Below are 22507 nucleotides of genomic sequence, written 5' to 3'. Positions count from 1 at the left end.
CCCAAGCGAACCCCGAACGCCTGACCGGCGACGATGCCCCAACGTCACACCATCGAGCGATGACAAGACCGGCGGAACGCCACATCCCGCACTCTCAGGCCAGCCCGGCCGCCACTGGGCCAGCCACTCGTCGAAGTCCTCGCGCAGGAACTTGCGCTCTACGGGCTTGAGTCGCACCTGCGACCGCGCATCGGCCCACCAGACCTCGAACTCCGCCACGGTCCCTACCGTCGGCCAGTGCTCCGCGTCGGCCGGAAGCAGCAGCACGTCGACGAACCCTCCAACCGGAAGGCCGATGTCAATGAAAATCCCCGTCGCACCCGGATTCGGGACCGCGGTTACCGTTCCCGAAAGCTTCTGTCCCAATCGCAAGCCTATCCGGGCCTGGATCCACTCTTCCACGCTGACCATGAAGCACATCCTCGCAGCGGAATCAGCGCAACGGGGTGATGCGCCTGCAACAGTGCTGTTGTCTCGATGTCAGACATGTCAGCAGGTCAGCCCCACCCGACGAAGGGCAGTAGCAAATCGAACTAGCGGTAGAAACGGCGCTCTCTACGACGGAAAGCACACAGGTCGCGACCACCTCGCCACCGTCGCGCACGCCACGACGACGGCCATCAACGGCCGCCGGGCGGGCAGGCCGGAAACAGAGGTGGCCATGAAGACAAGGAGTGTCAGCGGTGTTGGAGACCTACCTGTCCTGGTACATCGAGGGCCGGATGGACGAGTCCGAGTTCCGCTCGGTCACCGCCCACTTGGCCCAGTCTGGGCTGACCGTCGAGCACCCGATACTGGGCTGCGGGATGCTGTTGGACGTCGTAGGGGAGCAGGTGAAGCTGCCTGTCGGGCGCATTGTGGAGCTTGTTGGCCTGTCGATCGGGCCGCACTGCATGCAGTTCTGGCTGTCGGCAGACACGGACGTGGTGTGCGAAGTCAGGTACGTGGCGCCTGATACCCAGGTCCTCACCTTCGTGCTCGGCGGGTTGACCGAGAGCGAGCGTGAGCAGGCCACCAATGCGCTTCAGCGCTTGATCCAGCGGGAGTTGGACAGGACTGTCGCGCTGCTCGTCGATCTGGGCGGCGAGACAGCGAACGAGGACGATGACGCGCTGGTCCTGTATGGCCGACTGCCGATGGGCCCGCGCCCGAACCGAGTGCAGTTCCGGACGGACCGGCTCAGCGCCGTCCCGGCTGTTCTTGCTGGAGCAGAGGTTACGGATCTCGGCAACGGGCTGAGTGCAGTGCGCTGGTAATGATCATCGGGCAGGTTTCGCGGAGCCAGAGGACGAGCGCTGCGAGGTGGAGTCCAGCCCGGTATCGGGCGGCGAGTCTGTCGAACCGTGTCGCGACGGCGCGGAACTGCTTGAGCCGGCTGAAACAGCGTTCGGCGACGTTGCGGGCTTTGTAGAACTCGCGGTCGAGGTTCACTCCAGGGCGTCGATCACGGCCCGGATGAACGCGCGGGCCGTATCGCCTTACAACGGCTAACACAATGACGTGCTGGGGTTCCGTCCCTAGAGGTATCCCGGCTCGTCGGTGGCGACGAACTGCGTCAGGACTTGCTCCAGCAGCTCCAGAAACTGCCGCAGGTCATCAGCCACCCGATCGAGCTCAGGTTCGTCCAGCGATGCCGTTCGCGTCCGGTAGACCGCCCCGCCAGGGCCAGCGACATAGGACAGGCCGCCGCCGTTCGAACCAATGACCAGGCCGCACGCCTTCTGATCCGCGCCGACATCGACTGCGCCGTACTCCTTGAGCTGCAGAAGGACATCCCCTGCCCGGCCGCCGAAGTAGCCGTTGCCTACGTCCTCCCAGATGACGTCACCGATGCTGTCGTAGAAGGTGACCAGGTCAGCAGGAGCGAGACTCACTTGGGCAAGCATGCCAGCCGCAGCCTGATCGTCGTGGTCGGCCGGCCGGACCTCATTGGCGCCCGGGGGAAAACCGTGCCGGCGCTCGAACTCGTCGGTCATTGCCTTCAGGGCCTCTGAGACCCTGCTCATCCACGAAGCCAGCCAGGCAGGCGAAAGCGAACGGTCACTCATGAGAGCGGATCATGACATGCGCCGCGCACATCCACGGGATGACCAGCAATCTTGCTGGTCAAGGTCGGAGCAATGCCCTGAGCTGTCGGTGGGTGATGAGGCAGCAGGCGAGTTTGAGGAAAGCTTCGTGGATGTCTGCTCGTCGTTCCCAGCGGATGCGGAGACGCCTGAAACCGTGCAGCCACGCGAAACTGCGCTCGACGACCCAGCGGCAGGTGCCCAGGCCAGTGCCGTGGAGAGTTCCGCGGCGAGCGATGGCCGGCACGATGCGGCGTTGTCGAACCTGGTCGCGGTAAAGGTCGTGGTCGTACCCGCGGTCTGCGAAGAGTGAATCCGGCTTGCGTCGTGGGTGCCCGATCCGGCCCCTGATGGGTGGGATGGCGTCGATCAGTGGCAAGAGCTGGGTGACGTCGTTGCGGTTGCCGCCGGTGAGAATCACGGCGAGCGGGGTGCCGTGCCCGTCCGTGATCAGGTGGTGTTTCGATCCGGCTCGGCCACGATCAACCGGACTCGGTCCCGTCCCGTCCCCCCTTTTATCGCTCTCACGTGACTGGAGTCGACCACAGCCCGTGACCAGCCGATACGCGCTGCCGCATTGAGCTCGGCCAGCAGCACTTCGTGCAACTTCTGCCACACGTCGGCCTCGTTCCAGTCCCGCAGTCGCCGCCAGCAGGTCATGCCCGAGCCGAAGCCCAACTCCTGCGGCACGTACTCCCATTGGATGCCGGTGTGCAGGACGAAGAGGACGCCGCACAGCACCTGTCGATCCGGCAGCGGCTTGCGACCTGGGTGCCTGAATCGGCGTTCCTTGCGTGGCAGCAGCGGCTCGATCCGCTCCCACAGGCCATCCGACACGATCCACGGCGAAGCCCCCATACCCGGACAACGCTGAACTCCTGACGCAGACACGGTCACCATGACCGACCCACCTCATTGTGTTAGCCGTTGTAACTGACCATCTACTACCTGCCGCCCTACGCACCCGACCTCAACCCCGTCGAAGGGATCTGGTCACTGCTGCGGCGCGACTGGCTCTCCAACGTCGCCTCCAGCGCCCCCGAACACCTCGCCCAGAGAATCCGACGCGGTTTACGGCACATCCAGTACCGCAGCAACCTCATGGACGGCTGCCTCGCCGAGACCGGCCAGACCATCAGACCTGCCAGAACAACCCAGCGACATCACGAGTTCAACCTCAGTAGACGACGATCGCGTCGGGCAGGGTTATCAGCCACTGGTCTTGACAGAGCTCACATCAACCGCCAGTTCCCGCGTTGCGCTTTTATTGATTTCCCCCTTTGAGGAAATCCCTAATTTCGTTGATCGCGGAGAAGATATACAAACAGTTTTGATCTCCGGCACAAGTGCTGCTCCACCGAACGTCTGACCCTGTTATCAGAATCTGTGAATTGTATCCCGATGACCGCTCGGCCCGAAATTCACATTTGCCGAAATTCTCGTACGGAACAAATATTCTCCCACCACCGTCCCGGCAGTGAATTCCGCGAGTCGTGAAGGCAATGCTATGTGGATGTGACATCGCCCCGATGACTCCACTCCCGTACCCCCAGGCCGCAATAAGCTCCTCATTTACATTGTCAAGGCCGAAGTATGAACGGGCATTGCGTACCTCTCTCCGGGTCTCGTTTTTTGGAACTCTGACATCGACCACGTAGGGATGGTATTTTTTGAATAGAATCTCGCGAACGACAGCCCCCATCCGAGCCGGAATTTTCCCCGTCGGCCATTCCGTGCGCACACGTGGCGAGTCCACTGTGACGGAAGGGGCGGCGGAGATTCGATCCTTCGAGAGATTGCGCGCTACATACACAGAACCCGCGACACCCCGACTGCCAAGCTCGGGGAGCGGCCGCGATTGAGTCGCAAGTCGGTTGTGCGCGAACGAGTAGATGGTTTCCATGCTGAGTACACCAGGAGCGCCTGGTATCCCCTCCGTGAGGGCCTCCAATAATACGCCGGTGAATGCCGTGTATGTCTCGTTCGGCGGGGCAAGCGCCTTTCCTGTACTGGCCGAGGCGGCAAGGACGCATCTTCCGGGCACAGCGGCGCTGTCCGCAAGAGCGTCACCCGCAGCCATACCCCCTTGGAGGGCACGACCACTCCAACAGCAATCCAGGATAACCGCGATGCGATTCGCTGATATCTCGGGACCCGTTAACCAACGCCGCATGTACTCATACCGGAATGCCGTATCAAGACGAAAGGGAATGGTCCTGGGGAGCGCAAGGTAGAGCTCGTCCGTGTATTCGTCAGCCAGGCCGTGACCGGCGTAATAAATCAAAAGCGTATCGGTAGACATTCTTCCCGCATCGATCACTGCATCGAGAATATCTTTCGCTGTGTTGGGCTGTTCTATGGTGCAAATGTTCCCCTTCGGCATACCCCACACGTTGACGTCGGAAAATGCGTCGGCGAGCGCCACGAGATTGTTCTGCACGCTCGGCAGATTATCCAGGTTACTGTACTCATGCGCTCCTACCAGAACGGCATGTGAAGATGCCGGGTTGGGTAGTTTGTAAGTCACGACCCATCACCGGCGCCATGTTCATCGGAATCTTCACTTTCCGTGACGTCTGCGAGCAGGAGCACAAGGCGTGAAATCGTTTCATCATCCCCACCGGTCAGAGTGATCTCCGAGGAGTTGCTCGTAACTCGGATCTCAGGCCCCCGTGAACGCGTGGCGCGCCAGCTAACCACTGCTCCGAGAATGAGACTCAGGCCGGACAATGAGTTGGAAAGTATTACGTTGATGGTTTCCAGGTCGGGGCCCATGGCTCCCTGGGATTCCTCGTCCCCCCATGCAATCTCTCCCACGCCCCTCAATTCAGGATTCGCAGATAACCAACGATAGAGCGCCATTATCTCTCGAGTGTCCTGCTCTCCCGCTATTGACAATTCAATCTGCACGGCTTCTCCAGTGAGATAAATCGATCGGATTTTCTCTGCATCAGGGCGACTGGGGACGCTGGAGGCGGCACCAGAGTCATGTCCTCCCGGATAATGCTACTGAACGCGACCGGGTGATGCCGGGCTGTTCGTCAGAGAGCGTGAAGGTGGCCTCGGTAGTCCTTGTTCGGTGAGATATGCGCCGGGGCGGCGGCTGGACCGACGTCGAAAGGGCCGCGCGGGAGCGGGTCCGGCGCCAGGCCGTGGCTGACTTCGAGGCTGGCGGGAAGAGCCGGGAGATCCCTGACACGCTGCGGGTCTCGGAGCGATCGGCTGAACGTTGGCCACGCCAGTGGCGCGAGGGTGGCCAAGCTGGAGCGGGAATTGGTGCGTGGACCGCTGACACACGAGTGGTCTCGACGCGCACATGGCGCGCGGCCCCCGTGGCCGCGATGTCCTGAACGTCATCCAGCAGGAGGTCCCCGAGCGGGCCGCGCGCTGGGCGGCGGGCTGGGACGCCGACTCGGAGGGCATGCGCGAGCGGAAGTGGGACTGGGAGCAGTGCGGCGGCCCCACCTGCGGCAGCGGTCGGTGGGCGGACTCCATCGCCATGTCGGTCTCGCACGCACGCAGTGAACCGGCCGCCCAGACCTGGATCGAGCACCTCGCACGCAGCGCTGTCGACCAGGCCCTCGTCGGTACCGACACTGACGCCGGCATGGTGGCGCGCTGCTACGCCTACCGCCGCGCCACCGACCACGCGGTCGCCGCCCAGCACCAGGCCCGCCTTGAGCCGTACGTCCTGGACGCGCTGCGCGGAGTCGGCCTCTACTCCCCCGCCGCGGTCGCAGCTGCCTGATCTGCACGAACGGAAGAGGCTTCAGGGAGCCGTTCCGGCCCTGCCCACGCCGGGCCGGAGCGGCGCTGCCGACGACGAGTGCGAGGGCCACGCCGACATCGAGGCGGCAGGGCCTGGAGGCGATCAGTAAATGACGACCACGACCCCCTCATGTGGCTGGGACCAGGCCCTCTTCCGGTGCGGCAGGTGTGGTGCCGAGCACACCGCCACCACCAAGGCCGACTACTTCAAGGCCGTCGGCGTCCGCAGTGACGCCCACGCCGTGTGGGACAGCCTCAACACCAACGAGCGCGACGGGATCACCTCGATCCTGCGCCCATCCTGTCCGCGCCGGAACTCGCCGCGGAGCTCTTGGCCCTGGCCGACCGGCCGCCGACCGGAGGCGAGGATCGGTGAGCCGGGCCGTCGGCGGCCCGCACCCGCGCCCGCTCACCCCGGCGACCTCCCGGACGGCGACGAATGCTTCCGCGGCTCCCCGGCTGCCACCTCCGTTTCGAGATCAATCACCGCTCCGGCACGGTGGTATGGGCTGCCCGTGGACAATCCGCGTGCACGCCATCACGCTCTACGAGCGCTCAGTGAGCATTTCCGCTAGACGGTCGGCGAATTCGGTGAGCCCGTCCCGCCGTGGGCCGCTGCGAGCGATGCGGAAACCGTGGCGCCGGCCCCAGAACGCAGCCTGGACGGCATGGAACTGGGCCCACCGCCGGACGCGTTCGCGGTCAAGTTCTGCGGTCTCGGCGAAGACGTCCAAGACACGGTGGACAGCCTTGCACAGGTCATCCGCTTCGAGGAGGGTCAGCGCGCGAGACTTCAGCAGCGTGCCGCCGTCATAGGCGGGATCTCCCACGTATCCCTTGGGGTCGACAGCCAGCCACCGCTCCCGGTCGGCACGCAGGATGTTCCGGGCATGAAAGTCGCCGTGGATCAGAGTGTCCGGCTGGGCCCGGCCCAGGTCCCGAACGGTTGCCACGGCGGCATCCAGGACCTGACGCGGCAGCGCGTGCGTCAGGTCCTCGGCGTCCTTGCGCAGCTGCTTCTCCCAGGCATCGGCGTGCTCGCGTAGCCGGGGCAGGCCGGGCGGGGCGGGGATGGCCAGGCGGCGATTGAGCCGACCGGCGACCATCACCACCTCGTCGCCGTCCTCGACCTCCGCCAGGGTCGACGGCTCAACCCTCTCCAGCAACATCGCGAACCGCTCGTCGTCGCGCTCATGCAGCAGGACGGCGCCGCATCCGCCCCACGCAACCAACGCATCCGGCTCATGGACATTGCCGGGATGCGGAAACGACACCTTCAGCACGGCGCTCTCCCCGGCCCGCCGCCGTACAGGAACGATGACACCAACGCCCCCGTGCATGACGGGGCCGTCCGGCACGCACCCCCAACGCCCCAGCAACTCCTCCACGATCCAGGGCAGCTCGGCAAGCCACGCCGCTCCGGTCTCCCCCTCGCGGTCGACAGTGCTCTGTGCGAACTCCTCAGGCATCGAGATCATCCCGGCACCCTACGCATCAGCCCGTCGCAGCCACCATGCCCAAAGTCAGCCGCGGCGCCGCCGTGAACGCCGCGCACGAGGTCTACGACGCGCCGCGCGGCGCAGCCGAAGGCGGAATTGAGAATCCCCACGGAGGCCCGGACGGCTGGTGCGTCTGCGAATACCGGCCCAGATGGGAGTTCGGCTGGCCCGCTGCGAGGGCCGGCCGCTGGATGAGCCCGTACAGCCGGCCCAACTCCAAGCCCATCGAGATGAAGCTCTGCCCTCGGGGCAGCCGCCCTGCTTGGCGGCTTCGACGACTGCCCGGGCCCATCCATCCCGTACAGAACGAGACGAGACGGAGAACCCAAGTAGGTTCCCCCCCTGCGCGTTCAGGGCCAGATCGGCCCGCGCACCCTCCTGATCACCACCGCCGCCGTGCCGCTGACGGGCTGGGTGGTCCACGCCGTCGCACTGCACAGGAAGCTCGCCGCCACGAAGTGCGACCCGGGACCGGTCTGCTGCGCCGCGATGCGTACACCGTCCGCGCTCGCCGGCTCCTGGCCCGTCGCAGCGAGGACAGGGCCGTAGTCCTCATCGACCAGGACCACTTCAAGGCCGTGAACGATGACACGATAGGCCGCGCAGGCGGCGATGCCGTCCTGGCCGCGACTGCCGCCCGGCTTTCCGTGTGGGCAGGCCCGCGCGCGGCTGTGGGCAGGCTCGGAGGCGATGAGTTCGCCGTGGTCCTGGAGCTGCCCGTCGCACGGCGCGAGGAGCGCCTGGAACAGCTGGTGCGGATGTTGCGCACGCCGGTCGTCCTGGACGATGGCCGCACCGTCGACGACGTCGCCGCGTCGGTCGGCGCCGCGACGCCGGACGCGCTCGGCACCCGCGACCTGACCGCGTTACAGAGGGCGGCCGACGGCGCTCTCCCGAGTACCCCGCCGAGCCCCGCCTCGGACGGTTCGCCTCCGACGTCCAGCCCAAGCGCCGGCGCGACGACGACCACGCCTGAGCTCCGCCTTCTCCTGAAGCCCCGTGAACAGCACCACGCAGCACGACGTCGACCTCACCCTCGCCTACCCCGAGCCGCCCGCTTCCCCGCTCTGGCACCGACACGGCCCGAAGCCCCGGCCGATCACCCCGGAGTAGCAGAGCCGCAGCCGCGAACTCCTGCTCCGTGCGCAGTACATCGCCCGGCCCCGCTCCCTGTGCACCACCAAGCCCCTGGCGGAGGCCAGCTGATGGAGACCACGCGTAGAAGCGTGGGACCGGGAGCACGATGCGGTACACCGTGGAGCGATCAAGGCGTCTTGCGGATCAACCGTGGTCCTCCCATTGCGCCTGGCAGAATCGGGCCTCACTCACCACGGTGTCCCCGGCCCTACTGGCCCGGACGTACATGTTGAGGCCGTCCACTCCGAGATCGCCACCACAGCCGGTCACCAGGCCCAGATCTCGTTCTTCGATGTGTTGGATCAGGGCTGTGTCAATGGCCGAAACCGTCATGCCGATCAGTCGGATGCCCGCAAACTCGACCTGAGGCCCAGTCCGTCCGTGAAGGGTGACAGCGCCGAGAGTTGGAGGCCACTTATAGCCACTGGAGTAGTGAGCGGTCACGCCTACGTGGTCGAAGCGGTCCTCACCCAAGATCCACTGCCCCATGCCTTCCCACTGCGCTCCGAAGGGATACCGGCCATGGCGGGTGGTCGGCTCCTCGGTCAGCGCAGCCGCCACCTCCTGCGGCTTCATCCCGAACCTGAGCGGACCGACGCGCTCCAATGGTGTCCAGTCCCAGTGCTGTCGCTCCCGCTGAGCTCTTACGGTCCACGCCCCGACGTTCAAAGGCTCGTCACGGACGTCGCGCCAGCAGATAACCGGCTCGGACCCGAACGGGTTCGTCGCCAGCTCGGGACCGACCAGCAGCGCGTTGGTGATCATCGTGTCCAACCGCTGTGTGTACCCCTCGGGCGTCAGCCCTTGCTCCTGTGCGGCACCCATGGAGACCCCCCATGCCTCGACTTCCGGATCACCGCTCCAGTTCACTCGCACGGAAGTCCCATCCCGGAGTGCGAGGTCCTGAATGTCTGCGCGTACCTCGGACGGCACCCGGGCTATGAGGTCGATGTCCCGCAGGCGCACCAGCGGTCCATCCATCGCATCGATCGCTACGGCGACCAGGCCGTTCTCCTCGCCGTAGAGGGCGGTCACACCCCAGTCTGTGTAGTAGCCCCAGCCGATGCCGCTGCCCAACCCCTGTGAGACGTGGGCAACTGCTCCGTCCAGGGCCGATGCCACCTCGTCCGGGTTCATCCCGAACCGCAGCGGCCCTACTTTCACCAGTGGCTCCAACAGCCACTCCGCCCGCGCCCCGGGCTTCCTGTTCCGCCAGTGCATGGCAACCCCCACGATCGCTCTGAATACCTCTGCCGCCCCCGGCCAGTGATCTTGCGGATCAATGTAGACGTGACCTCTGACAACGCGGTGTCCAGGAACGTCCGCCGTCACAGCCGCTGAGCCGTGATCGGTTGGCGTCGAAAGCAACAGTTCGGCACAGGCGAGAGAACAGGAGGTCGCCACAGGGCCGGCGGTTTGGCCCAGATCATCGGCCGGCGCGTTCATGACCGAGGTCGGGACACCACGATCGAGAGATGCACGCCCATCCCCTGCGTGCTGCAGACGCGGCCGTGAAGGCCGCTGCGCCGACGGCCGCCGGGCGCCCGTCGAGGGTACCGGGGTCCGACCTGCCGCTGAGCAGGCACGCATGCCTGGCGGGCGGTTTCGGGGGCAGAAGGCCGAGCACCGGGAGGGACGAGCCTGCGCCCGGCCACCGCTGCCACCTCGCAGCGCTCAAGACTGGGAGCGCCATGCCTACCGCGTCACCGGAAAGACCCGTCCGCCGGACCGCGGAGCGCGGTCCCGTCTCCCGCCCCGGGTGGTCACCCGCCCTGGCCAGTGGCCGGGGCCCGGCCGCCGTGCGGATCGGCGCCCTGACCGTCTGCCAGGCCGCCCTGATGGTGGGACTCGGTCTCCTGATCACCGGACCCGCCGGTGGCATGTATCCCCTGTCCGTCGAGGACCATGTCAACGAGAGCCTCGAGCACCTGCGCAACGGGGCTCTCAGCGATGTTTCGCTCATCGCCTCGGAGGCCGGCAACACCATCACGGTGGTCGTCACCACCGCCCTGGTCTGTGCGGGGCTGATCCTGATACCCCGGCTGCCGAAGTGGCGGGAAGCGGTGTTCCTCGCCGTCTCCGTCTCGCTCCAGGCACTGGTGTTCCTGGTCATCAGCGCGTCCGTGGACCGCGACAGGCCGGATGTCGGTCACCTCGACGCCTCGCCGCCGACGGCCAGTTACACCTCCGGCCACACGGGTGCCGCCACGGCGCTCTACGGCGGCCTCGCCGTTCTGGCACTCTCCCGTTTCCGGGGCCGGTGGCGGAAAGCGGTCGGCGTACTGCTGCTGCTCATACCGCTGCTGGTGGCGGTCGCACGCCTCTACCGGGGGATGCATCATCCCAGCGACGTCCTCGGCGGACTGCTGAACGGCAGCCTGTCGCTCCTGATCGTCGGTCGCCATCTCATGACCGGCGGACGCAGCCCCGCTCCCGCTCCGTCGAACGCCCTGAGGATCGCGTTGAAGGCCGCGGAGGAACGCGCCGAACGCGTCACCGGCCATACCGTCGTCATCGTCAACCCGACCGTCACGGATGACGCGCGACGCGACAGCCTGCGACTGGTCCTGGAGCAGCATGGTCATCACGCCGCGGAGTTCGTCACCACCACCGCCGACGACCCGGGTGGTGGCCAGGCCGCCGCCGCGGTCGAGGCGGGCGCGTCCCTGGTGGTGGTCTGCGGCGGCGACGGAACCGTCCGGGCGGCGGCCGACTCGCTGGCCGGCACCGGAGTTCCCCTGGCCGTGGTGCCCTGCGGCACCGGCAACCTGCTGGCCCGGAACCTCGGCCTGCCCCTGAGACCGGCGGAAGCCCTGGCCGCGGCGCTTTCGGGCAGTGCTCGCAGGATCGACATCGGGCGGATCGAGGGCGACTGCCTCCCGGCCACGCGCTTCACCGCCATGGCCGGTGCCGGTCTGGACGCCGCGATGCTGGAGAATACCGGGGACCGCGCGAAATCCGCGTGGGGCTGGCCTGCTTACATGGTGGCGGGTGTGAGCGGCCTGCGGGCGCCGCGGATGTCCGTAGCGATCCGGCTGGACAGCGGGCCGGTCCTGCACCGCACCGCCCGTATGGTGCTCCTCGCCAACATCGGCAGGGTACAAGGCGGCACCGCCCTCGTCCCCGACGCCGAGCCCGACGACGGTCTGATCGATCTCGCCGTCTTCGACCCCCACGGGCCCACCGGCTGGCTGCGCACGCTCGGCATACTGCTGCGGGGCCGCTCGAAACCGCCTCGCCCTCGCGCGCGGGGCAACTTCCTCCCTGCCGGTGGGAAGCACCCAGGCACCCCGGTGGAGTACTTCGCCTTCCGCCGCGCCGAACTCCGCTTCGCCTCGGCGCAGCCGCGCGAGCTCGACGGAGATCCGGTGGGCCCGGGCCGGCTGCTCGTGGCCGAGGTCGAGCCCGGGGCCCTGACCGTGCTCCTGCCGTCGGGGGATGAGTGAATGGGCACCACGACCCGGGTCCCGCAGACCCGCGACATGGCAGGTGACGAGCTGTCCGCCGACGAGGCCCTGGCCTCACTGCGCCGCTACGGTCGCTGGCCGCTGGTACGTGACTCCTTCATCCGCTTCCGCTACGCCGATGGCTTCAGCCACTCCCGTGCGCTGGCCCTGCAGACCGTTCTCGCGGTGATACCCCTCGTCATCGCCTTCGTCGGACTGTCCGCCTCGCTGCATACGGAGAATGTGGGGAAGCTGGCGGAACTGACCATCCACCGCATCGCCGCGGGTCCGAGCGCCGAAGTGGTGGACGATGCCCTTGATCGGAGCCGCCGCCGCGCGGGCGAGGGTTCTCAGCTCACGCTCTGGTTCGGTCTGGCCTTCTCCCTGGTGAACGTCACCACGGCGATGTGCCAGATCGAACGCGGCGCCAACAGGATCTACGGGGTGGAGCGCGACCGCCCCTTCCACCTGAAGTACTTCCGGGGCCTGGTCATGGCACTGGTTGCCGGTGTCCCGCTGGGCATCGGGTTCATCCTGATGGTGGTGGGCGGCGACCTGGCCGCCGCCGCCGTGACGGTCTACGACCTCGGCGACGACGCCGGGAACTCCTGGGGTCTGCTGCGCTGGCCCTGCGGCCTGCTTCTCGCGCTCATCTCCGCGAGCGCGATCTTCCGCCGGTCCCCCCGTCGCAGGCAACCCGGATACACCTGGCTGGCGTTCGGGGCCGCCGTCTACCTGGTGCTGTGGACGGTGCTGACGTGGCTGCTCAGCCTCTACCTCGCGGTCAGCGGGTCCTTCGACACGGTCTACGGCCCGCTCAGCGCCTTCATGTCGCTGCTCCTCTGGGCCTATCTGACCTCCATCGCACTCTTTCTCGGTCTGTCGTTCGCCGCGCAGCTCGAAGCCGCGCGTGCGCGACAGCCCGGCCCCATCCACCCCGACCCTGGAGCGTGAGTGGTGATGCGCACGACCGGCCCGCTGCGTCGCCGACGCCGGGTTCGGACGGCCGACCGCAGATTCGGTGTCCGGCTGACCGGCGCCGTGGCCGTCACGGCGCTCTCCGCGGTGCCCTTCGGTCTCCTTCTGGTCCTCGTCGAGGGCCGGTGGCACCCGCTCCGTGTCATGGACGCGGGCGGAGCGCGGCGGCTTCACGGGACCGCGCTCGCACACCCTGCGTGGACGAGCACACTCCGCTTCCTGTCCGACTGGGTCTGGGACCCGGCGACGCTCCGTATCGTGGTCGCCCTGCTGACAGCATGGCTGCTCCGGCGGCGGGCCTGGCGGCTGGCCGCCTGGGCCGGTTCGACCGTTGCGGCAAGCGCGCTGACCGGGCTCCTGGTCAAGACCGTCGTCGAGCGGGCCAGGCCTTCCCTGCCTGACCCGGTGGCGCAGGCGCCGGGCTTCTCCTTCCCCTCCGGTCACGCGATGACCGCCACCACCTCGTTCGCCGTACTGCTTCTCGTTCTCCTGCCGCTGGTGCCCCGTGGCGGGCCGCGAATCCTCTGCTGGTGCGTGTCGGTGCTCTCGGTCCTGGGTGTGGGCTTCACCCGGATCGCACTGGGCGTTCACTGGTTCAGCGATGTGGTCGGCGGCTGGCTTCTCGGCCTCGCCGTGGTGGCCTCGACCACTTGGGCCTTCGAGGCGTGGCGCGCCGACTCCGGCCGTGGCCGCAGCACGTTGGGTGAGGGCCTGGAGCCCGAACTGAACGAGGACGCTCCGGAGCGGTGACCAACGGGCGGGCGGCGGTCCCGGTGTGTCCGGGCGGGGCGGGCCGGACTGTCGCCATGGCACAGAAACGGTTGCACTTCGACGGATGGATCGGGGCCGTCGGCACGGCCTCGGGGACGCGGCTCGTGTGGGGGCACTGGCCACGGTCTCCCTTCAGGGCGTTCAGCGACCTCATGATCGAGCACCCGGACGGCGAGCGCCGCCTGCTCGCCCCCTCCCGCCTGATCGCCGAATTCGTCGCGGAAACCTACGTGTTCGAGCACCTGGAGGTGGTACCGATAGAGATAAGGCGTGACGGCAGCCGCCGGCACGTCAGTGCGGGGCTACTCGTACTGGACCTCGTCACCGGTCCCCGGACCGCCCTGGGCAGACTGCTGCGCACGGTGCCCGCGCCCCTGGCCCGCAGCCGCACCTGGGCCGCCGTCAGCGGCGTACCGGCCCGCCTGCTGCCGGGTGTCCGCACGCTGGGGCGCCTAGGCCCGGGCCGCCGTGAGGGGTACGGGGCCCGGGACCTGCACCGTGACCATGCGGCAACCGCGGTGCTGGGCGGGCGAAATCTCGGCGCACTCGCTGCCGTCGACCCCCCGGTCATCTTCGGGTTCGGGTCGGCGCCCCGCGTCCCGCCCGTCGTCCGGGTCACCTCCACCGTGCAGATCGCCGCGGCCCACCTCCGCCGGCTGACGGTCCCGGCCCCGGCGGCCGTACCCGGTCACCGTGACAGTTCCTCGAGGCCCGCGTCCTGCGCAACGAGCCGCGTGGACACGCGGGCAGGCGGCCCTGCGGCCTACCGGTCGGAGGCCCGTCGTCCGGGCCCGAGCACATGAGTCACCTTGCCGACGCAAGCCGGCGCGGCGTGCCCCGACCAGCGGGGCTGAGATCGCACCCGTAGAACCGCACCCAGTTGGCACTGACGGAGGATGTCGCTGACGTCCTCCGCCCGCTTCCAGAACGTGTCTCTGTTCGTCGGCCACTGGATCCCCGGATTCGTGGCGTGGCGGTTGTGGCCGTCGCCTGGTTCGCACGCTGCGGGGAGAAGGGCTGCCCTTCGTTCGAGCCGACCTGCCGAGGACGACCGGCCACAGCCGTGGTGGCCCGCCCTCGCGGCGTTCGTCGTCGTCTTCGGCACGGCGGTTCCGTTCCTGGACACGAGCCCGTACGTGGGCCGGTGGCCGCGGCTCTGCACGGCGCGGACCTCGCGTACTTCGTGCTTTCGTCCTGGCGCCCGCCGTCTGCGCGCCTCTGCGGCTGAGCCGCCGGGCGCCCGCTGACCCGGTGGGATCACCGGATGGGTGGGCGCCGGCGCCCCGGACACAGGATGATCGCGGTCATGATGATGACTCATGAAGGCTGCTCGCCGAGGGTCCACCCCACGGCCTATGTCGCTCCGACCGCCACGCTGTGCGGGGACGTGCGGGTGGGCGCCGGGTGCCGGGTGCTGTTTGGTGCGGTGCTCACAGCCGAGGGCGGGCCGGTGGAAGTCGGCGAGGGGAGCATCGTGATGGAGAACGCGGTCCTGCGAGGTACCCGGCGGGACCCGCTGCTTCTGGGCCGGCAGGTGCTGGTGGGCCCCGCCTCATACCTGACCGGCTGCCGGATCGAGGACGAGGTCTTCCTGGCCACCGGCAGCCGCGTCTTCAACGGCGCGCGGATCGGGACCCGCTCCGAGGTGCGGATCAACGGCATCGTGCACCTGCGCACCGTGCTGCCGGCGGACTCGATGGTGCCGATCGGATGGGTCGCTGTCGGCGACCCGGTGCGGATCCTTCCGCCGGAGGAGCACGACGGGATCTGGGCGGTGCAGAAGGAACTGGACTTCCCCGGTTACGTTTTCGGCCTCGACCGCCCGGCCGACGGCGAGAGCCTGATGCCTGCAATCTCGGAACGCTTCGGCCGCAGCCTCGGCCGGCACGCCGACGATCAGGAGATCTGAGTCACGCAGGAGTGTCTCCGGCCCGTGTGAATGGTGGCCAGGACAGTCGTTGATCCGCACCTCGAGCGCGGCATGCACCCGTAAGCCGATGGGGACACTCGGCGCCAAACTCACCGGAACCCAGGTCGTACTCGACGCGGTGGCCGCGTCGAGTACGACCCGCCGCATGGTCTTCGCTCCTCGGCCAGCGTCTACGGCAACGGGAACCCGGACGACTGGGCTTCGCCGCGCGACGAGCACCGCACCATGCGCCAGCTCTTCGAATCGGTCTACGACCGAACGCCGCCACAGTTCCGCGAGGACGTGCAGCTGCACCCGATGTCCGTGTACGGCAACACCAAGGCCTGTGGCGAGACGCAGACTTCGTTGACGCTCGGCCCGGTGGGCACCTCGTACACGGTGGTGCGGCACTTCTCCATCCACGGGGAGCCGCAGGTGATCAAGGAGAACAGCCACTCATGGGTGGTGGCCTGGTTCGCCGACCGGGCCTCGCTCGGCCTGCCCCTGCATCTGAACGGCGGCGGCAACCAGATTCGCGCCCTGGCGCACGTCGACGACATCGCGGAGGCCACGGTGCGCTCCCTCGTCGTACCGCGGGCCCACAACGAAACGATCAACATGGGCTCGGGAACCCCGACGAACATCCGCGCCGTGGCCGAGCCCGTCGCCGAGCAGTACCCAGGCACGCGGTTCATGGAGACACCGCTGCCTCCCGGCGATCCGACGGGCGGTTACCCGGCCACCCCCGCATGGAGTCCGTGCGGGGCTGGAGGCCCGCTATCACCATCGAGCAAGGTGTGGTGCACTACGCGAACTGGCTCGCCAGCATCGAGACGCGGTTCCCGCATGGCTGCGGGCCGAGAGCGAGCCGTCACCGGCCTGACCTCAGATGACGGGCGGGCGGCCCAGCCGGGTCATCCGCCACACCGTGGCCCACCGCATGGGCCTTCGGGGCGGGCACGGGGTGCGCACACCTTCGGCGAACCCGCCGGCCCACGCCCGAAGGCCCGCCACCGACCTGGTGCGGGCCACGGTCAGCAGCGTCCAGAGGCCCAGATAGACCGGGACGAGCACGGCGGGAAGGTTCCGCTTGGCGAGCCAGACCCGGTTCCGGGCGACCATGCGGAAGAAGACCGAATGCCGGGTCGGCGATGTCCACGGGTGCTGAAGCAGCAGCTGAGGCTCGTAGAGGACCTTCCAGCCCGCGTCCATCGCCCGCCAGGCCAGATCGGTCTCCTCGTGGGCGTAGAAGAACGACTCGGGCCAGCCGCCGATCTGCTCCAGCATCGGCATGGACAGCCCGTGCCCACCGCCCAGGAACGTAGTGACCAGCCCGCCCCGCATCGGGTCCCCCGCGCGCAGGCGCGGCACGTGCCGACGCTGGGTCAGGCCCCGCTCGTCGGCCACCCGGAAGCTCACCACCCCCAGACCCTCATCCGCCTCGTACAGCGCCACGAGCCGGGTGAAGACGTCCGGGCTGATCAGCAGACCGTCATCGTCCAGGTCCACCACCACATCGACGTCCCCGAACTCCTTCAACCGGTCGAGGGCGGCGTTGCGGCCGCCGGTGACCCCCAGGTTCTCCGGCAGCTCGACACCCGTCACTCCTTCGGGCAGGGGCGGCAACGGCGCCCCATTGCCGACAACCACCACCCGCGCCGCAGGAGTGTCCTGCATCGCGACGGAATCAAGAAGCCCGGCAAGTTCGGCAGGCCGCGTGCCCATGGTCAAGATGGCGACGCCAACGCGCGGGTGATGCACGGATGGACACTCCGTTCCTCGGGTCCAGTGCGGGAGAGCGTAGTCGCCCAAGGGCCCGCCACCGACCACCCTGCCGCGCGTCCTCACGGAACCCTCGGGCAGTCACACCACCTGCCCCGAGCAGGAGACCGCCTGATGATCCGTCGCATGTTCAGCCGCGCACCACCACGCCCGGCAACGTCACACCCGAGGACCCGGCCGGCGTCCTGTGCGCTCTGAACGCCGGCAGCAGAATCAAGCAGTCACCGCAGCGCGACGGACTCACCAGGTCGGGCGTCACCGATCCGTAGTTCCCAGCGGGTCGCCGACCGGATCGCCGAAGAGGCCGGAGGAACTTGGCGTGACTATGCCCCCGGTGACCACCGGCGGTGGCTACCGCCCGTCAGGAGCTGCTTGACCTTGCCGCTGGCGGCAGGGTTGCACGATGACCGGCATGAACAGCACCGCACAGCAGAGCAGCAGGATCGTCGCCGTCACCGGAGCCGGCACCGGGATCGGCCGGGCCACCGCCCGCGCCTTCGCCGCTGAAGGCGCTCACGTGGTCGCGATCGGGCGGCGGGCCGAGCCCCTCGAGGAAACGGGGGCCGGGCACAGCCGGATCACGCCGCTGGCCGCTGACATCACGGCCGAGGGCGAGCCGGATCGGATCATCCGGAAGGTGCTGGACACCCACGGCCGACTGGACGTGCTGGTCAACAACGCAGGCATCGTGCGCAGCGGCGCCCTTGGCACGCTGACGCCGGAGATGATCACAGCTCAGCTTGCCACCAACCTCGTCGCCCCCATCCTGCTGGCCCAGGTCGCGCTGCCACTCCTGGAGAAGTCGGGCGGGGTGATCGTCAATGTCAGTACGTCGGTGGGGCAGCGGGCCTGGCCCGGCAGCTCGGTCTATGCGGCTACCAAGACCGCGCTGGAGCTGCTGACCCGCAGCTGGGCGGTCGAGCTGGCACCCCGCGGGATCCGGGTGGTGGCCGTCGCCCCCGGCGCGATCGACACCCCCATCGGCGAGCACCAGGGCCTGACGCCGGAACGGATGGCAGCGGTGCGGAAGTGGCAGTTGGCGCACACCCCACTGGCCCGGATCGGCCGCCCCGAAGAGGTGGCCTGGGCAGTCACCCAGCTTGCCGCACCGGCCGCGTCGTTCGTCACCGGAGTGGTACTCCCAGTCGACGGCGGAGCAGTCGTGGCGTGATAGGAGTGGCCCGGGAGGTGGGATGAGTGCGGATCGGTGAGCTGGCGAGGGCGGCCGGGACAACCGCCCGTGCGCTGCGGCACTACGAGGAGGCCGGACTGATCTCCTCGCGGCGGGCCCCCAACGGCTACCGCGTCTACGACGAGGGGGCGGTGGTGCGGGTCCGCAATATCCGCTACCTGCTGGCAGCCGGGCTCACCCTGGACGACGTGCGAGTGTTCCTGCCGTGCCTGGACGGCGATGTGGCCGCCGCACCGCCCTCGGACAAGGGCATGCGGGTCGCGTTGGAGCGGCTGGCGGTCCTCAACGAACGGATCGCTGCCCAGACCGAGGCCCGCGACCGGCTGGAAGCCGCGTTGCGACAGGCAACCGGCGGCCAGATCCGCCCCGTGGCCTGAACGCCCGCCTCGTCGCAGAAGAATCTGGAGTCGCTACGCTCCCCACGGCCACAGGGTGACCACGAGCCTCACCGGCTGACGGCGTGATCGGCGTGATCCTTGGTGACGCACCAGCCGGTGTGGAGCCCCTCGCTCAGCGATGATCGAAGGGCTCCACACGACGGAGTACCGGGACAACGCCCACGCCGCGTCGCAACTCACCGCGATGCCCTTGCCGCGCGAGGTCGCGGACCACCTCGGTCGCGGTCTTCCCCACGGTTCGGGTCACCAGCTGGACGGCCTGCTGCCGGCGCAGAGTCCCTTGGTGCGGCCACACGAGGCCGACGACGCTACCGCCTGATCGGCACGGACGGCGAGTGCCCCGGAATACCCGGTCAGGAAAGCGGTCGGTGCGGGTCTATCCATCAGCGGGTCGAGCACTGGGGCATGCTGATCCGACTACACCGGCGGCCTCACCGGAAACGTTGACAGGTACTGCTCGAGGAGTACGTCCGGATGTTGCACAAGCTCCTTGATCCGTTCGAAGTCGTGGCCGTGAAACCACTCGAAGATCCGGCCGCCGACGATGTGTCCGTTCAGCACCTGGTGCAGGAGCGAGAGGATGGTGCTCTCCTGCTTGAACGCCTCCTTCCGCGTTCCGACCGGGGCGGAGACCCATCCGTCAAGCAGAGCGAAACCGAGGTTCCGCGCCTGGATCTCGTACGTGTCGAACTGCCCCTCCGTGTTGCCGGTGGATCCCACCTTGACCACGGGGCGCAGGCCCTGGAATCCGAGGACGTACAGCCGGCCGCCCTCCTTCTCCGGCTCCGGCAGCTCCTCGCGCAGCCGTTTGCGCACCAGGTAGGAAGTCAGGATGATTTCTCGGTGCTCGCGCCACGGCGGCACAGCCCCGGCCGTGAGGTCGGCCATCGCCTTCGCGCGAGCCGCTTCGGGGCCGATCTCCTTGATCCACTTCGCCATGACACGATCACGCTTGACCTGAATCGGAATGTGCGGCATCCCGTCAGAGTCCCATCCGGCACTGACAGCCAATCAGCGTCGCTCCTCCTGACGCCTGCGCCCACCTGCCGCACCGACCCCCTTGCGGTGAAAGCCCCGGCCACCACTCGCTGTCCACTCCGGCTGGAGCGCCCAGCCACATCTGATCGCCGGCTCATACGCTCGCCCGCCGGCCGGAACGCTCAGTCGCACGCGGCACGGGCCGCTCTCTGTTCGCGGACCGGCTACCGATCGAACTCAATGTGCTCCACGTCGCTCATCCGGACTTCCTCCAGGCTCCCGGCGCAGCGGCCGTTGTCCTGGAAGCACACCTCCTTGAGCCCTTCGGCGGCGCTCTCCTGAAAACGTCGGTCGGGCGCGCGCCCTGCTCCTGGGCGGCGAAGAGGAGGGCGGCGTGGTGCGGCGCCGGGTGTACAGGGTCCTTGCCGAGGCTGCCGGAGTTGTGTTCGCTGTGCCGCCTGCCCGCCGCGTCCCTCCCGGAAGCCCGCGTCGGTGGGTGCGGGGTGGTCATCAGTTCCAGGCCGGTCACCTCCGTCGAACCGCACGCTGTCATCACCCGGGCTGCGTACGTACGAGCAGCCGGGCGAATTCCGCCGGCGGAAGCGTCGCGGCGTCGCTCCAGTGGCGGGTGTCGAGCGCGTCCCAGCCCGGGATGCACAGTTGCACGCACATCCGCTCGGAGCCCTTCGCGGGTCGGTAGATCCTCGTACACGGGCCGAAGCCGCGCTTGGTGAGCTGCCAGTCCGCGCGTGCCAGCTGTTCAGTGACCTTGTGTCCCTCCGCCGGTCGGCCGGACAGACGCTCTTCGTCGGTGAGGTGGAGAGGCAGACCGAAGCGCTCGCGCGCGGCCTCGGTGAGCACGATCAGCGGGTCGGCGCGTCCCTGTCCGGCCCGGACAGCCTCGGCGCACCCAGCCTCGCCTCCCGCAGGGTCCAGTCGACCAGGTCCGGAACCGACGTGGCGGGCACGTCCAGGACGAGTCCGCCGACGCAGTGTGCGAGCAGCTGACCAACCGTGACATCGACGACCACGAACGAGACTTCCGTGAGACAGAAGGCGAGAGGACTGGCCGATGGGTCGTCTGACTGGGCATCCCAGCTGAAATGGTCTGTCAGGCTGATTCGGTGCTCGAATATCGTCTCTGGCTTGCCGCCATCCCGGAACCCATACCTGAAGCCGAAGCCCGTATCTACTGGAACCTCAAGGATCTCCCCACTCCGACCGTCGACGGAGCACTGAAGCAAGCGCACTACGTCTACGTCGGCTCCTGGCAAGACGGGCATCTGGCGGAAATGCCGCAGTCTGGCCGTTGCCCGGCTGTCCGGGTCTTCGACTGGCTGTTCTTTCGAGGGACCATCGACCGCTACCAGTCACCGGTCCTGGACGCTCAGCTGCGAGATGAACTAATTGGGCTCTGCCAGCCCCGGCCGGATGACCTGCCTGCGGAGTTCACCCATCCGCACGAGATCGCCACGTTCCTCACCGCGCACCTCGGTTGGTGCCTGCTGCCCGAGGAAGCGCCACCACCAACCACGGCACCGCCCGGGCGACCAGGAGCAGTCTGACCGACGAGCCGGATGGCTGAGCCGGCCGTCTCGCCGTCAGCAGATTTCCGCGAAAGTCATGCCGTTTGAGAATGCCGTGAGGCAACGTTCTCAAATTACATGGCACGCCAGTAGGTCAGCAGCCCTCTACCCACCATATGAACTGCTACAGGGCAGCCCGCGAGTTTGCAGACACTGAAGGTTCTTCGGAATGAACCCGAGGCGGATTGATCTGATTCTGCGGGACAAACCCGTGGGTTCGGGGTCATCGACTCGCTGTGCCGCTTGCGGCGGCCAGTACCAAGTCGACGCCGAACGGGCTGACGTCGGCGACGAACAGGGTCCAGTCGCTGCCGTGCACCGTCACCGGGCGCAGTCGTGCTGGGTGCGTCCGGTGAGGTCAAGGTCTGTCCCTCAGGCGCGGACAAATCCGGCTGGGTCGGCCAGGTAGCGGTCGAGGTCCGGGTCTTCGTGGAGTGCGTAGAACTCGTCGTGAATCTGCCAGGCCGGGCCGAGTTCGGTGCGAAGGCGACCGAGCGCTTGGCGTACCGCCTCGTTGAAGTCGTGGCATTCCGCTTCACGCCACGGTCCCGGATCCGGGGGATAATCCCAGTTCAGCGACGTATCGTAGCGAGCTACCAGCCTGCTCAGGTCGTCGCGGAGGTCGTGACTGATCGGTAGCCGGTCCGGATCAACCGGATACCCCCACGCCTCCCGGTCCTCCGGCGCCGCCCACAGGACTGTGCCTGATCCTGCGTCGAAGAAGAACCTGGCGGTGGGCATGGCGTCGACCTCTCGATGTGTTTAACGGTTCAAGCAGCCATCACGGTACTCAACGAGGCTGCCGCAGCAGCCCCGCAGTCTGCGGTTGCGGCTGACGCCTCGCCTTCATTCCGATCGCAGATCGATCGGAATGAAGTAAGAACCCTTAATGCCGCGCACACTACGGGGTTCTATCAGGGCTTTCAGCTGAGGCAGGACTCAGGGGGCGGGGCCAGGTGAACCGCGACTGATCGATCGATACCAGAAGCAACGGCTC

Annotated in this window: 23 protein-coding genes and 8 pseudogenes; 17 read left to right on the top strand and 14 right to left on the bottom strand. The window is 67.8% G+C overall.

Annotated elements, in window-relative coordinates:
- A partial coding sequence (locus tag ACIQMX_RS13630) for a hypothetical protein (protein ID WP_402477490.1) occupies positions 1-411 on the bottom strand: 411 nt, incomplete at its 3' end.
- A 272-nt stretch (positions 412-683) separates the two neighbouring features.
- Between ACIQMX_RS13630 and ACIQMX_RS13625 the strand changes: the two genes are divergently transcribed.
- Positions 684-1256 (top strand): hypothetical protein, encoded by a 573-nt coding sequence (locus ACIQMX_RS13625; RefSeq protein WP_402477488.1) that lies wholly within the window; start codon positions 684-686, stop codon positions 1254-1256.
- Here the strand turns inward: ACIQMX_RS13625 and ACIQMX_RS13620 are convergent.
- The 3 genes and pseudogenes from ACIQMX_RS13620 to ACIQMX_RS13610 all read right to left on the bottom strand — a co-directional run.
- Positions 1216-1425: pseudogene (locus ACIQMX_RS13620) on the bottom strand (hypothetical protein); the annotation flags it as partial. The gene ACIQMX_RS13625 and the pseudogene ACIQMX_RS13620 overlap by 41 nt on opposite strands.
- 92 nt (positions 1426-1517) lie before the next feature.
- Positions 1518-1976, bottom strand: coding sequence for an SMI1/KNR4 family protein (locus ACIQMX_RS13615; RefSeq protein ID WP_402477518.1), 459 nt, complete (start codon positions 1974-1976; stop codon positions 1518-1520).
- Positions 1977-2106: 130 nt separating this feature from the next.
- A protein-coding gene (locus ACIQMX_RS13610) for an IS5 family transposase (protein WP_402477515.1) occupies positions 2107-2924 on the bottom strand; the annotation gives its coding sequence in 2 pieces (ribosomal slippage) (positions 2107-2598 and positions 2601-2924; 816 coding nt in all).
- A gap of 75 nt (positions 2925-2999) precedes the next feature.
- On the opposite strand from ACIQMX_RS13610, the pseudogene ACIQMX_RS13605 reads away from it, so the two are divergent.
- Positions 3000-3212 (top strand): annotated as a pseudogene (locus ACIQMX_RS13605) (transposase); the annotation flags it as partial.
- 118 nt (positions 3213-3330) lie between these two features.
- On the opposite strand, the gene ACIQMX_RS13600 reads toward ACIQMX_RS13605, so the two are convergent.
- Both ACIQMX_RS13600 and ACIQMX_RS13595 read right to left on the bottom strand, forming a co-directional pair.
- The gene (locus tag ACIQMX_RS13600) at positions 3331-4593 is read right to left on the bottom strand and encodes a caspase domain-containing protein (RefSeq protein WP_402477485.1); all 1263 of its coding nucleotides are present in this window, start codon (positions 4591-4593) and stop codon (positions 3331-3333) included.
- Positions 4590-4976, bottom strand: a complete 387-nt coding sequence (locus ACIQMX_RS13595) for a hypothetical protein (protein WP_402477484.1) — start codon at positions 4974-4976, stop codon at positions 4590-4592. Before ACIQMX_RS13595 ends, ACIQMX_RS13600 begins: the two co-directional genes overlap by 4 nt.
- Positions 4977-5152: 176 nt before the next feature.
- On the opposite strand from ACIQMX_RS13595, the gene ACIQMX_RS13590 reads away from it, so the two are divergent.
- The 3 genes from ACIQMX_RS13590 to ACIQMX_RS13580 all read left to right on the top strand — a co-directional run bounded on the left by ACIQMX_RS13590 (position 5153) and on the right by ACIQMX_RS13580 (position 6409).
- Positions 5153-5416, top strand: coding sequence for a helix-turn-helix domain-containing protein (locus ACIQMX_RS13590; protein WP_402477482.1), 264 nt, complete (start codon positions 5153-5155; stop codon positions 5414-5416).
- On the top strand, positions 5383-5814 hold the full coding sequence (locus tag ACIQMX_RS13585) for a hypothetical protein (protein WP_402477479.1): 432 nt from the start codon (positions 5383-5385) through the stop codon (positions 5812-5814). Before ACIQMX_RS13590 ends, ACIQMX_RS13585 begins: the two co-directional genes overlap by 34 nt.
- 130 nt (positions 5815-5944) lie before the next feature.
- Positions 5945-6409: a hypothetical protein gene (locus ACIQMX_RS13580; protein ID WP_402477477.1), complete on the top strand. Its 465-nt coding sequence runs from the start codon at positions 5945-5947 to the stop codon at positions 6407-6409.
- Here ACIQMX_RS13580 and ACIQMX_RS13575 read toward each other — a convergent pair.
- Both ACIQMX_RS13575 and ACIQMX_RS13570 read right to left on the bottom strand, forming a co-directional pair.
- Entirely contained in the window at positions 6380-7312 is a 933-nt protein-coding gene (locus ACIQMX_RS13575) for an aminoglycoside phosphotransferase family protein (RefSeq protein ID WP_402477475.1), read from the bottom strand. The two genes, ACIQMX_RS13580 and ACIQMX_RS13575, sit on opposite strands and share 30 nt — an antisense overlap.
- Before the next feature lie 371 nt (positions 7313-7683).
- Entirely contained in the window at positions 7684-7902 is a 219-nt protein-coding gene (locus ACIQMX_RS13570; RefSeq protein ID WP_402477523.1) for a hypothetical protein, read from the bottom strand.
- On the opposite strand from ACIQMX_RS13570, the pseudogene ACIQMX_RS13565 reads away from it, so the two are divergent.
- Positions 7810-8166, top strand: a pseudogene (locus ACIQMX_RS13565) (diguanylate cyclase domain-containing protein); the annotation flags it as partial. The gene ACIQMX_RS13570 and the pseudogene ACIQMX_RS13565 sit on opposite strands and share 93 nt — an antisense overlap.
- Positions 8167-8614: 448 nt before the next feature.
- Here the strand turns inward: ACIQMX_RS13565 and ACIQMX_RS13560 are convergent.
- Positions 8615-9916 (bottom strand): hypothetical protein, encoded by a 1302-nt coding sequence (locus ACIQMX_RS13560; RefSeq protein WP_402477473.1) that lies wholly within the window; start codon positions 9914-9916, stop codon positions 8615-8617.
- 245 nt (positions 9917-10161) lie between these two features.
- Here ACIQMX_RS13560 and ACIQMX_RS13555 point away from each other — a divergent pair, with 245 nt between their 5' ends.
- The 7 genes and pseudogenes from ACIQMX_RS13555 to ACIQMX_RS13525 form a co-directional block, all read left to right on the top strand.
- The gene (locus ACIQMX_RS13555; RefSeq protein ID WP_402477471.1) at positions 10162-11916 is read left to right on the top strand and encodes a diacylglycerol kinase family protein; all 1755 of its coding nucleotides are present in this window, start codon (positions 10162-10164) and stop codon (positions 11914-11916) included.
- The gene (locus ACIQMX_RS13550) at positions 11917-12870 is read left to right on the top strand and encodes a YihY/virulence factor BrkB family protein (protein WP_402477468.1); all 954 of its coding nucleotides are present in this window, start codon (positions 11917-11919) and stop codon (positions 12868-12870) included.
- A gap of 6 nt (positions 12871-12876) precedes the next feature.
- Positions 12877-13644: a phosphatase PAP2 family protein gene (locus ACIQMX_RS13545; protein WP_402477465.1), complete on the top strand. Its 768-nt coding sequence runs from the start codon at positions 12877-12879 to the stop codon at positions 13642-13644.
- Positions 13645-13700: 56 nt separating this feature from the next.
- Positions 13701-14309, top strand: a pseudogene (locus ACIQMX_RS13540) (hypothetical protein); the annotation flags it as partial.
- A 396-nt stretch (positions 14310-14705) separates the two neighbouring features.
- Positions 14706-14988 (top strand): annotated as a pseudogene (locus ACIQMX_RS13535) (hypothetical protein); the annotation flags it as partial.
- Positions 14972-15574 (top strand): gamma carbonic anhydrase family protein, encoded by a 603-nt coding sequence (locus ACIQMX_RS13530; protein WP_402477463.1) that lies wholly within the window; start codon positions 14972-14974, stop codon positions 15572-15574. The pseudogene ACIQMX_RS13535 and the gene ACIQMX_RS13530, both read left to right, overlap by 17 nt.
- 246 nt (positions 15575-15820) lie before the next feature.
- Positions 15821-16138 (top strand): annotated as a pseudogene (locus ACIQMX_RS13525) (NAD-dependent epimerase/dehydratase family protein); the annotation flags it as partial.
- A 321-nt stretch (positions 16139-16459) separates the two neighbouring features.
- On the opposite strand, the gene ACIQMX_RS13520 reads toward ACIQMX_RS13525, so the two are convergent.
- The gene (locus tag ACIQMX_RS13520; protein WP_402477460.1) at positions 16460-17335 is read right to left on the bottom strand and encodes a glycosyltransferase family 2 protein; all 876 of its coding nucleotides are present in this window, start codon (positions 17333-17335) and stop codon (positions 16460-16462) included.
- Positions 17336-17759: 424 nt separating this feature from the next.
- Between ACIQMX_RS13520 and ACIQMX_RS13515 the strand changes: the two genes are divergently transcribed.
- The 3 genes from ACIQMX_RS13515 (at position 17760) to ACIQMX_RS13505 (ending at position 19265) form a co-directional block, all read left to right on the top strand.
- A complete protein-coding gene (locus tag ACIQMX_RS13515) occupies positions 17760-18527 on the top strand; it encodes an SDR family NAD(P)-dependent oxidoreductase (protein ID WP_402477458.1) in 768 nt (255 codons plus the stop codon).
- A 26-nt stretch (positions 18528-18553) separates the two neighbouring features.
- Positions 18554-18925 carry a MerR family transcriptional regulator gene (locus tag ACIQMX_RS13510; RefSeq protein ID WP_402477456.1) on the top strand — a complete coding sequence of 124 codons (372 nt, stop codon included), beginning with the start codon at positions 18554-18556 and terminating at the stop codon, positions 18923-18925.
- A gap of 139 nt (positions 18926-19064) precedes the next feature.
- Positions 19065-19265, top strand: coding sequence for a hypothetical protein (locus tag ACIQMX_RS13505; RefSeq protein WP_402477454.1), 201 nt, complete (start codon positions 19065-19067; stop codon positions 19263-19265).
- A 98-nt stretch (positions 19266-19363) separates the two neighbouring features.
- Here ACIQMX_RS13505 and ACIQMX_RS13500 read toward each other — a convergent pair whose 3' ends face one another.
- From ACIQMX_RS13500 to ACIQMX_RS13490, 3 genes and pseudogenes are all read right to left on the bottom strand, one after another.
- Positions 19364-19924, bottom strand: a complete 561-nt coding sequence (locus tag ACIQMX_RS13500; protein WP_363072560.1) for a hypothetical protein — start codon at positions 19922-19924, stop codon at positions 19364-19366.
- Positions 19925-20148: 224 nt separating this feature from the next.
- Positions 20149-20327: pseudogene (locus tag ACIQMX_RS13495) on the bottom strand (XRE family transcriptional regulator); the annotation flags it as partial.
- A pseudogene (locus ACIQMX_RS13490) lies at positions 20316-20952 on the bottom strand (transcriptional regulator); the annotation flags it as partial. The pseudogenes ACIQMX_RS13495 and ACIQMX_RS13490, both read right to left, overlap by 12 nt.
- Before the next feature lie 96 nt (positions 20953-21048).
- Here ACIQMX_RS13490 and ACIQMX_RS13485 point away from each other — a divergent pair.
- Entirely contained in the window at positions 21049-21489 is a 441-nt protein-coding gene (locus ACIQMX_RS13485; RefSeq protein ID WP_363072559.1) for a hypothetical protein, read from the top strand.
- A 393-nt stretch (positions 21490-21882) separates the two neighbouring features.
- On the opposite strand, the gene ACIQMX_RS13480 is transcribed toward ACIQMX_RS13485, so the two are convergent.
- Positions 21883-22251: a hypothetical protein gene (locus ACIQMX_RS13480; protein ID WP_363072557.1), complete on the bottom strand. Its 369-nt coding sequence runs from the start codon at positions 22249-22251 to the stop codon at positions 21883-21885.
- Positions 22252-22507: the final 256 nt, after the last annotated feature.

It is taken from the genome of Streptomyces sp. NPDC091416, from assembly GCF_044756845.1.
Taxonomy (GTDB): domain Bacteria; phylum Actinomycetota; class Actinomycetes; order Streptomycetales; family Streptomycetaceae; genus Streptomyces.
This window is presented reverse-complemented; position numbering and strand designations above follow the sequence as displayed.

Excerpts from the sequence above, each read along its gene's own strand:
- ACIQMX_RS13615 (WP_402477518.1), bottom strand. The coding sequence starts at position 1,976 with ATGACCGACGAGTTCGAGCGCCGGCACGGTTTTCCCCCGGGCGCCAAT.
- ACIQMX_RS13590 (WP_402477482.1), top strand. The coding sequence starts at position 5,153 with ATGCGCCGGGGCGGCGGCTGGACCGACGTCGAAAGGGCCGCGCGGGAG.
- ACIQMX_RS13585 (WP_402477479.1), top strand. The coding sequence starts at position 5,383 with ATGGCGCGCGGCCCCCGTGGCCGCGATGTCCTGAACGTCATCCAGCAG.
- ACIQMX_RS13580 (WP_402477477.1), top strand. The coding sequence starts at position 5,945 with ATGACGACCACGACCCCCTCATGTGGCTGGGACCAGGCCCTCTTCCGG.
- ACIQMX_RS13575 (WP_402477475.1), bottom strand. The coding sequence starts at position 7,312 with ATGATCTCGATGCCTGAGGAGTTCGCACAGAGCACTGTCGACCGCGAG.
- ACIQMX_RS13560 (WP_402477473.1), bottom strand. The coding sequence starts at position 9,916 with ATGAACGCGCCGGCCGATGATCTGGGCCAAACCGCCGGCCCTGTGGCG.
- ACIQMX_RS13555 (WP_402477471.1), top strand. The coding sequence starts at position 10,162 with ATGCCTACCGCGTCACCGGAAAGACCCGTCCGCCGGACCGCGGAGCGC.
- ACIQMX_RS13550 (WP_402477468.1), top strand. The coding sequence starts at position 11,917 with ATGGGCACCACGACCCGGGTCCCGCAGACCCGCGACATGGCAGGTGAC.
- ACIQMX_RS13545 (WP_402477465.1), top strand. The coding sequence starts at position 12,877 with ATGCGCACGACCGGCCCGCTGCGTCGCCGACGCCGGGTTCGGACGGCC.
- ACIQMX_RS13530 (WP_402477463.1), top strand. The coding sequence starts at position 14,972 with ATGATGATGACTCATGAAGGCTGCTCGCCGAGGGTCCACCCCACGGCC.
- ACIQMX_RS13515 (WP_402477458.1), top strand. The coding sequence starts at position 17,760 with ATGACCGGCATGAACAGCACCGCACAGCAGAGCAGCAGGATCGTCGCC.
- ACIQMX_RS13505 (WP_402477454.1), top strand. The coding sequence starts at position 19,065 with ATGATCGAAGGGCTCCACACGACGGAGTACCGGGACAACGCCCACGCC.
- ACIQMX_RS13500 (WP_363072560.1), bottom strand. The coding sequence starts at position 19,924 with ATGCCGCACATTCCGATTCAGGTCAAGCGTGATCGTGTCATGGCGAAG.
- ACIQMX_RS13480 (WP_363072557.1), bottom strand. The coding sequence starts at position 22,251 with ATGCCCACCGCCAGGTTCTTCTTCGACGCAGGATCAGGCACAGTCCTG.